Source organism: Candidatus Krumholzibacteriota bacterium (assembly GCA_034520215.1).
Classification (GTDB): Bacteria; Krumholzibacteriota; Krumholzibacteriia; order Krumholzibacteriales; family WJIX01; genus JAGHBT01.
In genome coordinates, this window is the sequence record JAXHNR010000001.1 from 858,536 (window position 1) to 872,155 (window position 13,620).

The following is a 13,620-nucleotide window of genomic DNA, read 5'->3' on the forward strand; positions in this document are numbered from 1 at the left end:
GAAAGGAGAGAATAAATGGGTTTTAAATGTATAAAATTGGAAAAAAAAGACGCGGTTGCAAAGGTTATAATCAACCGTCCGGATAAATTGAATGCTCTGAGTATTCAGACAGTCATTGAGCTTAGTGAGGCTTTCAGCGAGATAAAGAAGGATGATGATATAAGGGTTGCTGTTTTCTCGGGAGCCGGCGGAAAGGCCTTTGCCGCGGGCGCCGATATAAAAGAACTTCTCGTTCTGGATATGATCGAAGGTAAGAACTTTTCTTCACGCGGTCATAAACTTTGCAATTTGATAGAGAATCTCGGCAAACCGGTTGTGGCTGTTATAGACGGATTTGCCCTTGGCGGAGGATGCGAGCTCGCTATGGCTGCTACCGTAAGGATAGCTACAGAGAACGCGAAGCTGGGCCAGCCCGAGATAAATCTCGGAACAATTGCCGGTTACGGGGGTACACAGAGACTCACCAGGCTGCTGCCGCGCGGAATCGCGATGGAACTCCTGCTGACTGGAAGAGTGATCGGCGCCAAGGAAGCTCTCAAGTTGGGTCTCGTAAACAAGATTGTAAAAAGCGATGAGCTTGAGAAAGAGGTTGATGATTTTACAGAATTACTGCTAAGCAAACCCCCATTCGCTACTAAATTGTGTATGGAGGCTGTAAATCACGGAGTAGAAGTTTCATTTGAGGAAGGCTGCAGAATCGAAACGAATCTATTCTCTATGACATGCGCGACTGAGGATATGAAGGAAGGGATGAAGGCCTTTCTGGAGAAAAGAAAACCTTCGTTTGAGGGGAAATAGAACAGCTTACGAGATGCGCCACGATTGATTATTGCGTTTCGATCTGTTAGATATTATTTTAAGTTGCAACGCTTGTGAGTATGCGTAATTGGATAATTTAAATCTGGTTGATATGAAGCAACTTATAGGATTGCCAAATATGCGAGAGTGGCGGAATTGGCAGACGCGCTGGATTTAGGATCCAGTGAGCATACTCGTGGGGGTTCAAATCCCCCCTCTCGCACCAGGAAATATATTCCGACCGAACATGAAAATATGATTCAATTCGATTCAGAATGGAGAAAAGAATGGATGAAGACAGCATAAAGGTTGGCGTCGATGAAAAAGAAGACTGCAGAAGAATCATTTCGATAGAAATTGATCAGGATGAGTACAGGGAAGAGAGAGGGAAGGTTCTCGACAGTTTTGTCAAGGAAGCTGCCCTGCCCGGTTTTAGAAAGGGTAAAGTTCCGCCAGGCATGGTGGAAAAACGCTTTTCCGACGAGATACATTCTGAGGTTATAAAATCGATAATTCCCAAGGCTTACAGCCATGCGGTTGCTTCAGAGAACCTTCAGCCGATCGGCGAGCCAGTTTTCAAGGATCTGGTTACTGAAGAGGATAAACCTCTCACATTCAGCGTGGAACTCGAGGTCGCGCCGGAAATAGAATTAGACGATTACAGAGGGATCGAGGTCGAAGAGAAGGAGGTTGAAGTTGAAAAGGGAGATATAGAACGTGTTCTGGAGAATCTCAGTGACCGCTACGCTGACTACGAGACAGTAGATCGAACCTGTGATAATGAAGATGTTGTAGTAATAGATTATCTTCCTCTGGATGAAAATGGAGATGAAGAAGAAGAGAAACGGGTCAGCGACTACTCCATTCAGCTTGGCGCGGGCCAGATTCTCGCTGATTTCGAGAAGGAATTGAAAGGGTGCGAGGCGGGTGATAAAAAGGATGTTCAGATAACCTATCCGGATAATTATAAACCTGAAGAGCTCGCGGGAAAAAAGATAAACTACAGGTTTGAAGTTAAGGAAGTAAAAGAAAAGCATCCAGCTAAACTCGATGACGATTTCGCTTCGAAGATGGATAAGAGTTTTGAATCCCTCGATGACCTCAAGAAGGACATTGCAAAACGTCTAATCGAGGAAAAACATAAGGAAGCAATGCAGAAAAAGCAGGAAGAGGCTATTGATAAACTTATTGAAGCAAACCCGTTTGAAATCCCTTCCAGTATGATAGAGCGCTACAAAGAATCTATGAAAGAGGAAGCTGAGTCGAGAGGAGTAGCGGTTCCGGAAGGAGAGAAGGAGAAAAAGGAGCATGACGAGGTTCTTGACAAGATAGCCAGGAGAAATATCAAGAGGTATTTTCTGATAGATCATATTATCCGCAAAGAAAAATTATCCGTTGATGACAAGAGCGTTGACAGAGAAATAGAATCTATCTCTGAAGGCAGCTCGCACTCTATGGAGGATATAAAGAACTATTTTCTTAAGAATAAGGAGCAGTATAACAATCTTAAGAGAAGTTTACTCGAAAAGAAGGTTTTTGAAATTATTCTGGGGGAAGAAAAAAACACAAAGAAGGAGTCTTAAATGAGTAGGATTAAAAATATACCGATTCCCTTTGTAATCGAAACAAAGGGCCGTGAAGAGAGAAGTTATGATATATATTCCAGGCTTTTAAAAGACAGAATTGTTTTTATCGGCCAGACAGTCGAGGATAATATGGCTAATGCCATAATCGCGCAGCTTCTCTTTCTCGAGGCGGAAGATGCCGAAAAAGATATCTTTATTTATATTAATTCTCCGGGTGGTGTTGTGTCCGCCGGACTGGCTATTTATGACACCATGCAGTATATATCATGTGATATATCAACAATTTGTATGGGGCAGGCCGCAAGTATGGGCGCGGTTCTCCTCGCCGCGGGCACAGAGGGTAAGAGATCGGCGCTTGAACATGCCAGAGTTATGATCCATCAGCCCTCTGGAGGATCACAGGGGCAGGCCAGTACGATAGAGATCTATACCAATGAGATACTCAAGCTTAGATCCAAGATAAACGATATACTCGTGAAGCATACGGGACAGAAGCTAAAGAGGGTAGAAAAGGATACAGACAGAGATTACTTTATGTCAGCTGATGAAGCTTTAAAGTATGGAGTAGTTGACAAGGTTCTTTCATCCAAGAATAATTCAAAAAAATGAGAACAAAAGGGTAAAACTGTTGTATAATTAAATAAGGATGATTGGATATAAGGATGTGAATTTATGAAGAAAAAATCACAGACACCGAGTTCGATTAAATGTTCATTCTGCGGACGCGGACAGGATGAAGTCGCAAAACTTGTTTCCGGACCTTCGGTCTACATTTGTGATGAGTGTATCCGTTTGTGCAACGATATTCTCGAAGAGGAGATGGTCGGTTCGGTATTTCAAGATCAGGACCATTTTCCGCTGCCGGAGGAAATCAAGGAAAGTCTTGACTCTTACGTTGTAGGACAGGAAGAAGCCAAGAAATCTCTCGCCGTTGGTGTCTATAATCACTACAAGAGGATCAGGCATGAAAAAAATACGGATGATGTTGATATTGAAAAGAGCAATATTCTTTTGATCGGTCCCACGGGAGTTGGTAAAACCCTCCTTGCCCAGACGCTGGCCCGTTTTCTCGAGGTTCCATTTGCCATAGCCGATGCTACAAGCTTGACTGAAGCCGGTTATGTGGGTGAGGATGTCGAGAACATTCTCGTAAGGCTTCTTCAGAGCGCGGATTACAATATGATGGCTTCAGAAAGAGGTATCATCTATATCGATGAACTGGACAAGATCGCGAGAAAGAGCGAGAATCCGTCTATTACGCGTGATGTTTCAGGTGAAGGCGTTCAGCAGGCTCTCTTGAAAATACTCGAGGGAACCGTTGCCAATGTGCCTCCCCAGGGTGGAAGAAAACATCCGCAGCAGAAGTTTGTCGAAATAGATACAACTAAGATACTCTTTATTTGCGGGGGAGCATTTCAGGGGCTCGAAGAGATTATAGAACGGAGAATAGGGAGGAAAGTAGTTGGTTTTGAGGCTGACAGGGGGCCTGATCATAAAAAACATCTCAATGAAGTAATGAGTCATGCGCAACCTGAAGATCTTGTCAAATATGGACTTATTCCTGAACTTGTCGGCAGGATACCCATTGTTTCAACACTTCATAATCTTGATGAACATGCTTTGATAGATATTATGATTAAACCTAAGAACGCCCTTATCAAGCAGTACAAGAAGCTCTTTGAAATGGAGGATGTTGAACTTGAATTTACTACAAAAGCATTACATTCTATAGCTAAGCTTGCTATTAAAAGAAAGACGGGCGCGAGAGGGTTGAGGTCTATTCTTGAAGGTGTAATGCTGAATATCATGTTTGATATACCATCGACTCCTGAAATCAAGAAAGTAGTTATAAATGAAGATACAATAGAAAAGCGGACTGATCCAGAACTGATATACAGAACGGGAAATAAGAGGATGGCTTAGAGGATAATTAAAAATAAAAAACAATTTGAATATAAAAACAGATACCGAGATGGAGTGTCATGGCAGAAGACAATGAAATAAAGATGGACGAAAAAGACGCGGAATATCCGATAATACCATTAAGGGATGTTGTGATATTTCCCTCGATGGCGACTGCTATTTTAGTCGGGCGCCAGCCTTCAGTAAACGCGGTTGAAAAAGCGATTGAGTCTGACAAACTACTTCTTGTAATAACCCAGAAGGACCCTGTAGTAGATGAGCCTGAATACGATGATCTATACACCGTGGGAACTATTGTTAGAATTGGTGTGTTCTTCCGTCTCCCCGACGGTACTATAAAGGTGATGCTCGAAGGGGTAAGCAGGGTAAGTGTTGACGAGTATCTGGAAAGGGAAAACCACACCTCGGCAAGGGTGTCGAGGATTCTCGAAGTCGAAAAGGACAACAAACAGCTTGAGGCCCTTCACAGAAAAGTAGAAGGCCTCTTTACAGATTATGTAAAGATGAATCAGAGAGTGCCGAATGAGGTGCTTTTCGCCGTAAAATCAATCGATGAACCTTCAGCTTTTGCTGATAGCATAGCCGCCCATCTTATCGTAAAGAACGATGTAAAGCAGAAACTTCTTGAGACGGGCCTGGTAAATGAACGGATGTTTACCCTTATCGGCATACTTACAAAAGAGCTCGAGATACTCAAGCTTGAGAAAGGCATCGATGACGAAGTGACAGAGAGAGTTCAGAAGAGTCAGAAAGAACTTTTTCTGCATGAAAAGATGAGAGTGATAAAAGACGAACTGGGGCATAGTGATAAGTATAGTGAAAATGACGAAATAGAAGAGAAGATCAAAGAAGCCGAGATGAGCCGGGAAGCTGAAAAGATTGTTTTTAAGGAGCTCAATAGGCTTAAAATGATGTCTCCGATGAGTCCTGAAGCTACGGTTGTAAGGAATTACATAGATACCATGACATCTCTGCCGTGGAATAAGCAGACGGAAGACGCCCTCAATATTCAAAAGGTCAAGGAGAGGCTCGACGCCGATCACTACGGATTAAAGAAGGTCAAGGAGCGAGTTCTTGAGTTTCTCTCCGTGGTAAAACTTACCACAGAGGTTAAGGGCACTATTCTCTGTTTTGTTGGTCCTCCAGGTGTCGGCAAGACATCTCTCGGGAAATCGATCGCCAACGCTATAGGCAGGAAATTTGTGCGGTTTTCCCTCGGGGGTATCCGGGATGAAGCTGAGATAAGGGGTCACAGGAGGACATACATAGGTTCAAGGCCCGGAAGAATTATACAGATGCTCAAAAAAGCCGGAAGCAAGAACCCCGTTATCATGCTCGATGAGATAGACAAACTGAGCGCTGATTTCCGCGGCGATCCCGCGAGCGCTCTTCTTGAGGTTCTCGACCCGGAGCAGAACAGAAATTTTATAGATAATTATCTTGAGGTTGATTTTGATGTTGGTAAGGTGATGTTCATTACTACAGCTAACGTTTTGCATACTATACCTCCCGCGCTGAGGGACAGAATGGAGATTATCCGTCTGCCGGGATATCTGCAGTATGAAAAAATTGAAATAGCAAAGAGATTCCTGATGAAGAAACAGATGCTCGAGCATGGAATAAAGAGAAAGCAGTTGAATATTACTCCCGCTACTCTGCGTGATATAATACAGTTTTATACCAGGGAGTCGGGAGTAAGGGAACTTGAAAGGAAGATTGCTGAAATTTGCAGAAAGGTTGCCAGGAAAATTGCCGAAGCGGAGGATGATTTTGACGGAACCGTCAGAATTACAAAGAAGAATTTGCCGGACTATCTTGGTATCCCTTCATATCAGGAGAGCGAAATCGATCAGAAAATGACTGTGGGAATGGCAACCGGACTGGCTTGGACACAATCCGGCGGAGAAATCTTAAATATCGAAGTTACACTTATGCCCGGGAAAGGGGAGTTAATACTTACCGGACAGCTGGGAGATATTATGAAGGAATCGGCCAGAATAGCCTTAAGTTATGCCAGAAATAAAGCGAGATTGCTGAATCTGGACAATGATTTCTTCTCCTCTGTCGATCTGCATGTGCATGTTCCCGAAGGGGCGATTCCAAAGGACGGACCGAGTGCCGGAATATCGATGGCGACAGCCATGATCTCTTCTTTCTTTGACATACCTGTCCGCAGAGATGTCGCAATGACTGGAGAGATGACGCTGAGAGGCAAGGTCCTTCCGGTAGGCGGAATAAAAGAGAAATCCGTGGCAGCTCTTAGAGCCGGTGTTAAAACACTGCTTCTTCCGAAGGCGAACAAGAAGAATATCAAGGAGCTTCCAAAGCAGGTAAAAGATAATATAAAGATAACAGTTGTTGATTCCATGGATGAAGTTTTGCCGCATGTTCTTACAAAAAAGCTTTCCTGGGGAATTAAGAGAAGGCATAGAACGGGAGGTTTGTTCAAGAGACAGCCTTCTCAATCGGCAAATTGAGAGAACATGGGACGCTTTGCGATAACCATGGGGTAAGGGATTTATGAATCAGGTTATGCTTTCTCCCGGGCCCGTTTATTTGCGCCCTTCTGTTCTGGAGAAGGCTTATTCCGCTCATCATAGAACAGATTCATTCAGAAAATTAATTATAGAGATTGAACGGATGGTTCGGGTGGTTCTCGGAACGGAATCTCCGGTTTATGTTATTACAGCTTCCGGTACCGGCGTTATGGAGACTGCCGCCGTTAATGTAACCCGTCCCGGATCGCGTGTTCTTGTCATCTCCGGCGGAAAGTTCGGAAGGAGGTGGGAAGAGATATTTGATGTTTATAACTGCCGGGTCGAGAGTCTCCGTTTTGAGCCCGGGAAGAAGTTTGATATCCCCGCGATGTTAGAGAAGATAGAAAGGGTAAACCCTGAGTGTGTGGCTGTTACACACGTGGAATCGTCAACGGGAACACTTTTCCCCCTCAGGGAATTCTCCGCCGCTCTTCCAAGAAAGAGGCCCCTTCTGCTGGTCGACGCGATCGCTTCACTCGGTGTGGAAGATATCAAGATGGATAAGTGGGAAATAGATATTGTCGTTTCGGCAGGCCAGAAGGCCCTTGCCTCTCCGGCCGGAGTTGGAACTGTTTCTTTGAGCAAAAGAGCGATGAAGCTTGCCGGAGAATGCAGAAGGCCCTTGTATTATTTCTCTCTGCCAAGATATGAAAGGGGCAGAAAAAACGGAGATACACCTTTTACACCGGCTATTCAGTCTGTTCAGATGCTTCATTATTCTCTTTCGGTCCAGGAGGATTACGGGTGGTCTGAAATGAGAAGGAGACACAGAGAATCTTCCAGAGCGATAAATTCAGCATACAGGCGTCTTAATCTTATCAACATTTCAGAATGTCCCTCGTCAGCCGTTCAAGCGGTGCTTATGCCCGGCGGATCTGACAGCCGGAAATTTGTTGAAACCCTCGCCGAAAGATACAACGTAATAGTTGCGGGTGGACAGGAAGAGTTGAAGGGAAAAATAATAAGAACTGGATTTACCGGCCTTTGCAGCTGGGAACGTTTAGATTACGCGGTGCGGAAAATAGGAGAATTGCTTGCGTCCGAGGGGGTTGCCGTGGACTTAGACGCCGCGGTAGCTGAGATGCTTGCCGTAGAGGGGCAGAAGGATATTTTTAGTTGAAGTTCAGCTTCTAGGGGCTGTCTGTTGTAATATTAACGGATGAGGTCCTATAGAGAAAAAATATGGGGTATTAATTAACTTGACAGATTTGACACTTAAGTGGTAAAATTGATACTGGAGGTGGTATAGGTGTATCTAAAGGCACCTATAAGACGCTTAGTATTAATAGCGCTTATCGCGGTATCCTTATTATTTGGTCTTCTTACGGGGAGTGAGAACTTTATGTTGGAACTGCCCGTCTATGAGGACCTTAAATGTGAGATATGCCATAAAACCTCAGGTCCCGTAACCGGCAGCGCTGAACTGAACCCTTTCGGAACAGATTTTCACACGAACGGGGACACGTGGGACGAAGATCTGGCCGACATGGATTCTGACGGCGACGGCCACAAAAATGGTATAGAAATAGGGGATGAGGATGGAGACGGGATTACTCAGAACACTAAAGTAAGGAGCAATCCGGGTGACTTTCTCGATAAGCCGAGTTCAATTACTAAGAAAACGTGGGGTGTAATAAAGAGTCTTTATAAGGACAGGTAGAAGCTCTAATTGAGCGGATAATATTATTACAAGTTGAAATCTCCTTCAGGGGGATTTTTTTATGGGGCTGGTTTATTTTTCTTAATGTTAAGTTTCAGGAAGAAAGCGCTCTTTGCGCCCTCTGAATTCTCGCAAGAGGGTGCTTTCTCAGAATTACAATCAATAATTTTCAGCACCTGCCGGCGATAATATTAAAGTAATGAACTAGAAAGATGTTGCATCGGCAGTCATTTTTAAATAGACTTCCCTACGGATTGAATAATTGATTATAAAAGGAGGGTTATGTCTGCTACGGTAATAGTCGGAGGGCAGTGGGGAGATGAAGGTAAAGCGAAAATTGTTGACTTTCTTATGTCCGAACATGAAGTGGTTATAAGATTTCAGGGGGGAGCTAACGCCGGACATACAGTTGTCTCCGGTGACAAGAAGTTTGCTTTTCATCAGATACCTTCGGGGATTCTTTATCCCGGCATAACGGCGATTCTTGCCAATGGAATGGTGATAGATCCCTTCTCATTTATAGAGGAGTTAGATGAACTCATAAGGAGTGGAGTAGATACAGAGGGCAAGTTGTTTATAAGTTCCTCGGCGCATATGGTTATGCCGTATCACAAGATTATTGATAATCTCAGCGAAAGTGACCTCGAAGAGAGATGTATCGGGAGTACCGGCAAAGGAATCGGCCCGGCTTATTCCGAAAAACATTCAAGACGGGGTATCAGGATGGAGAGTTTCCAGCTGGAAAAGAAAGAACTCTTCGATCTTGTCTCGGAAAATGTTGAGTATGCCAACAAAAAACTCGAGCTTTACAACGCTCCCGCTCTTTCACCTGAAAAGATAGCTTCTGATATAGTGAATATCAGGGATGTTCTCGTTGGTTTTATAACAGACACTCATCCGATGATTTCCGGCATGGTTTCTAAAGATAAGAGGATAATGCTGGAGGGCGCTCAGGGGGGGCTTCTCGATATAGACCACGGAACATATCCTTACGTTACATCCAGCAACTGCACTATCGGGGGTGCAATAAGCGGCAGCGGAATACCTCCGTCGAGTATAAACAGATCGTTAGGTATTTTTAAGGCTTACACGACACGTGTTGGAAATGGTCCGTTCCCCACTGAACTGTATAACGAGAAGGGGGTGTATCTACAGAAGAAGGGCAACGAATTTGGAACAACAACCGGACGGCCGAGAAGGTGCGGATGGTTCGACCTTGTAGCGGCTGGATACACAGCTGGAATAAACGGCCTCGAAGAAATAGCATTAACCAAACTTGACGTGATGTCGGGGCTGAGAAAGATAAAGATATGCGTGGCATACGAAGTGGATGGAGAGAGGATCAGCTATTTCCCAACCAGCTTCAATGTGCTGAAGAAATGCGAGCCTGTTTATGAAGAGGTGGAGGGCTGGGACGAGGAAATAGATTCCGCAGGCGGGTATAAAGCCCTGCCCGCGGCCGCGCGCAGTTATATAGAAAGAATAGAGAAAGAACTCGATGTTCACGCGACTGTTATCTCAGTAGGCCCAGAAAGGAATGAAACGATAATAAGAGAAAGATAGACGGAGTTTGAAGCCGTGCTGTGTTTTTTAAGGCCGTAATGTGAAAATAAAAGCACCTAAGTTCTCTAACTATTTGACAGAAGCGGTTTCTATTATTAACTTTTATCGTCAGGATTGAAAGTTTTAACAGAAGCAGGAAGAATAACAGAAGGATCCGGGCGCTTAACTTTCAAAGGCGTCTTCGGCGGGCGAGTGAAGCGGAGGATGATCTTCGCTCCTCAAACGTCTTGCAGTAATAAACAGGGGCCGCTAGCTCATCCGGCAGAGCATCTGCCTTTTAAGCAGGTGGTGCCAGGTTCGAGTCCTGGGCGGCCCACTTTAATTTCAACAACACTGTTTCAGAGGGTAGGAACCCATAGCATTACACCTGAGTCATATATCCCCCACCTCTTTTTTTTAACGCCAATTATTAAATATTTATATTGATTAGATTTTTCCCCTCCTGCACTATCTAAGGAAGATATTGCGGTTTTTCTTGAAAGGGGTAATATAAATTGGCGTATGTTCCCCTCCATGTCCATACTATAAACAGTCCCTACAGGGGAATGCTGACCTGTGAGGAGCTAATCGAGCAGTCTGTCCGAAAAGGATTCGGGGCAGTTGCCGTTACCGACTGCTGGAATACCTACGCGCATCATAAGTTCTACAGGCTCGCGCGTGAAGCCGGGATAAAACCGATACTTGGTCTCGAGATCCAGCACGAATCCCTTTCCGAAAGAGACGGGTTGTATCACCTGACATTATTAGCGGAGACAGACACCGGATATGAGAACATCGTTTCTCTCGCGGCTCTGCACTATGCTAAAAAGAATTCAAAATATGTAACGGCAGAGGAGCTGGCCCAGAGGAGCGAAGGAATAATCGCCCTTACAGGCTCTACCCGCGGAGAAGCCGCCCAGGCCCTCCTGCACGGAAATCAGGGAAGAGTAAAAGAGGTTCTGGAAAAACTGTCCAGCTTCTACGGCAGCGATAACCTCTTTTTGGAGTTGATGAATCACAATACCGAGAAGGACTGGTTTATCTGCGAAAACTTTTCGAGGTTTTCAAAGAAGATGGGCATACCTTCAGTGGTAACGAATAATGACAGATTCATTTCACCTGATGACGCCGATGGGTATTTTATGCTCCGCTCTATTGAGATGGGCGAGAAAAGGAAGGAAGAGAAAGAGGCCGCGGATGAATATTATCTTAAAGGGGAAAAAGAGCTCGAGCCTTTCTTTTATACGGTGAGAGATGCTATCGATCTTACCGCCCGGATATCCCGAAGATGTAATGTTGAACTTAGATACGGTTACAGTCTGGGAATAAACTCAATCGAAGATCCAAAGGGGAAGCTTGAAGAGAAATGCAGAAGCCAGCTGCGCCGGTGCTTCTCGGTCAGAGGGGGAGAGATAGCTGAAAGTCTCGAGAATAATCTGGCGGTAGAACTAGAATCTGTTGAGAGAGAAGAGATAAGCGGATTCCTTCTCTTTCTTACCGAACTGCTAAAAAAATGCCGGGAAGAAGGTGTGGCGCTGGAAGTTGTAGGCGGAAGCCTGCAGGAGAGCTTTATTGCCTATCTTTTAGGAATAACTATGCTTAATCCACTCGAGCACGGACTTGTTTTTGAATGTTTTTGTTCATCGGACAGGTTGTCTCTGCCGCAAATTGAATTTATAAAGGCGTATGGAAAGAGGGAGTTGATTTTCGATATCATATCATCTCTTATTCCCGGTTCGTCGATTTATTACCAGGTGTCGCGGGAGGAGATGTCATACGCTAAGATTATACAGGAAGTTTGCAGTGCGCTTGAGGCGGGAAAGAATATACAGAGCGAACTTGAAAATATTATCCCGAAACTTAAGAAAAAGAAAGACCTGCAGGCCATGCTCGAAAGTTCACCAGCGTTAAGGACCCTTTACAGCCAGAGTGATTTAGTAAGAAGGGCGCTGCACTTGGCTGGAATCCTGAAGGGAAAGATCTGTCATTTTAATATGAACTCCTCACGTGTTTTTATTCTTCCAAAAGGCACCGGCAGACAAATTACACGTATATACCTGCCGTCCGGAGAGTGTTTTCTGCAGTGTAACAGATATACAGTTGATCATCTGGGTGGGTGGACCTTTGTATTACACCACTCTCACGTTCTCTCGGCTATTGTAGAGACGATAAGACAGATACACCTTGAGAAACCACCTGTAAAAGGTGACAAGATGTTGATGCCTGCCGAATTAGAGGATATATCCCTAGACGACAATGATACTTTTGATATGATATCTTCAGGGGACACTACCGGGGTCTACCTGCTGGAAAGCCGGGGGGTAAGGGATATTCTAAGAAAAATAACCCCGCGGAATTTCAATCAACTTGTAACCGCGCTTTCTCTTTACAGGCCTGCTCCCCTTGAGGGCGGTCTTTGGAAGACATATGTAGATAACGGGTCTAAAGGGGATGGAGTAGAGCTTCCTGACAGTTCTCTCGCCGAGGCGCTAAAGGATACAAGAGGGGTTTTGCTCTTTATCGAGCAGGTGAGAAAAATAATAGAGCTGTCCGCCGGATTAAGGGGAAAGACAGCTTTTGAGATTGAAAGGGCGCTTAAGACTAGAGATTCGGGAGCTCTGATGAAGGCGAGGCTGAATTTTATCCGAGGAGCGATGGAGAACGGAATCAGTGAAAATAAGGGTGACCGGATCTTCGACTTTCTCATCAAGAATATAAAGTACACTCATGATAAGGCATTGAGCTGCTCGCAGGCCTATCTGACATTCAGAAGCGCCTATATGAAAACTCACTACTTCGAGCACTATTTCGCGGCTCTTCTAAGTGTTTACGGGAATTCTCCCGACAAATTCAAAAGATGCGCCGATTATTTTAAAAGCAGGGGAGGGAAGCTTCTGCCTCCGGATATAAATTCAAGCTGTGAATATTACACTGCCGAAGGGCTGGATATACGCTCACCTTTAAGCAATTATAAAGGAATAGATATTGAAACCGTCAGACAGATCGCTTCAGAAAGAAGAAAAGACGGAGAGTTTAAGGGGCTTGACGATTTCCTGAGGCGTCTTGCGGATATCCCTGAAATGACTGTCTGCGGGATGATAGAAGAAGGTTTCTTCGACAGCATCGATCCTGACAGAACTTCAATGATAGATAAATGCGTGATGATCTATAAAGGGAAAAAGATACAGAATCCCTCCGGCTCTGAATCTCCGCGGAATGAGAATAGCAAAAGAGAGGAAAAACCAGGCCAGTTTTCACTTTTCGATGACGAGTAACTATAATTTATTTTCTGGTTGACAATTAAGCCTTCCATTGATATTTTGCATCAGTCCGAGATATGACAAGAAGTTTTAGTGTCCCCATCGTCTAGTCAGGATAGGACACTGCCCTTTCACGGCGGCAACACGGGTTCGAATCCCGTTGGGGGCACTACAACTTCTTTTCATCGTTAAGGCAAAGCAAAGCCCTGCCGCCGCGGAAATACACTTGCCATATAACCTATATTCCTGATAAACTAAAAGATGCGGATTTCTAATCGGGGACAATTCTGTATAGAGCTAAAACATATACATTA

Annotated in this window: 9 protein-coding genes and 3 tRNA genes; all 12 read left to right on the top strand. The window is 44.5% G+C overall.

What is annotated here, in order from left to right; all coding sequences use genetic code 11:
- Window positions 1–15 precede the first annotated feature (15 nt).
- The 12 genes from U5O15_03620 to U5O15_03675 all read left to right on the top strand — a co-directional run bounded on the left by U5O15_03620 (window position 16) and on the right by U5O15_03675 (window position 13,475).
- Window positions 16–798 carry an enoyl-CoA hydratase-related protein gene (locus tag U5O15_03620; GenBank protein ID MDZ7859750.1) on the top strand — a complete coding sequence of 261 codons (783 nt, stop codon included), beginning with the start codon at window positions 16–18 and terminating at the stop codon, window positions 796–798.
- 141 nt (window positions 799–939) lie between these two features.
- A tRNA-Leu gene (locus U5O15_03625) sits at window positions 940–1,024 on the top strand.
- 49 nt (window positions 1,025–1,073) lie between these two features.
- On the top strand, window positions 1,074–2,381 hold the full coding sequence (tig, locus tag U5O15_03630; GenBank protein ID MDZ7859751.1) for a trigger factor: 1,308 nt from the start codon (window positions 1,074–1,076) through the stop codon (window positions 2,379–2,381).
- A complete protein-coding gene (gene clpP / locus U5O15_03635) occupies window positions 2,382–2,993 on the top strand; it encodes an ATP-dependent Clp endopeptidase proteolytic subunit ClpP (protein ID MDZ7859752.1) in 612 nt (203 codons plus the stop codon).
- A gap of 63 nt (window positions 2,994–3,056) precedes the next feature.
- A complete protein-coding gene (clpX, locus tag U5O15_03640) occupies window positions 3,057–4,307 on the top strand; it encodes an ATP-dependent Clp protease ATP-binding subunit ClpX (protein ID MDZ7859753.1) in 1,251 nt (416 codons plus the stop codon).
- Between the two features lie 59 nt (window positions 4,308–4,366).
- Window positions 4,367–6,784: an endopeptidase La gene (gene lon / locus U5O15_03645; GenBank protein MDZ7859754.1), complete on the top strand. Its 2,418-nt coding sequence runs from the start codon at window positions 4,367–4,369 to the stop codon at window positions 6,782–6,784.
- A gap of 43 nt (window positions 6,785–6,827) precedes the next feature.
- A complete protein-coding gene (locus tag U5O15_03650; protein MDZ7859755.1) occupies window positions 6,828–7,964 on the top strand; it encodes an aminotransferase class V-fold PLP-dependent enzyme in 1,137 nt (378 codons plus the stop codon).
- Between the two features lie 129 nt (window positions 7,965–8,093).
- Window positions 8,094–8,504 (top strand): hypothetical protein, encoded by a 411-nt coding sequence (locus U5O15_03655; protein ID MDZ7859756.1) that lies wholly within the window; start codon window positions 8,094–8,096, stop codon window positions 8,502–8,504.
- A gap of 282 nt (window positions 8,505–8,786) precedes the next feature.
- Complete coding sequence (locus U5O15_03660) at window positions 8,787–10,067, top strand: adenylosuccinate synthase (protein MDZ7859757.1); 1,281 nt, start codon at window positions 8,787–8,789, stop codon at window positions 10,065–10,067.
- A 243-nt stretch (window positions 10,068–10,310) separates the two neighbouring features.
- Window positions 10,311–10,383, top strand: a tRNA-Lys gene (locus tag U5O15_03665).
- A 178-nt stretch (window positions 10,384–10,561) separates the two neighbouring features.
- The gene (gene dnaE / locus U5O15_03670) at window positions 10,562–13,321 is read left to right on the top strand and encodes a DNA polymerase III subunit alpha (GenBank protein MDZ7859758.1); all 2,760 of its coding nucleotides are present in this window, start codon (window positions 10,562–10,564) and stop codon (window positions 13,319–13,321) included.
- A gap of 80 nt (window positions 13,322–13,401) precedes the next feature.
- Window positions 13,402–13,475 (top strand) — tRNA-Glu (locus U5O15_03675).
- The last annotated feature ends 145 nt before the right edge of the window (window positions 13,476–13,620 follow it).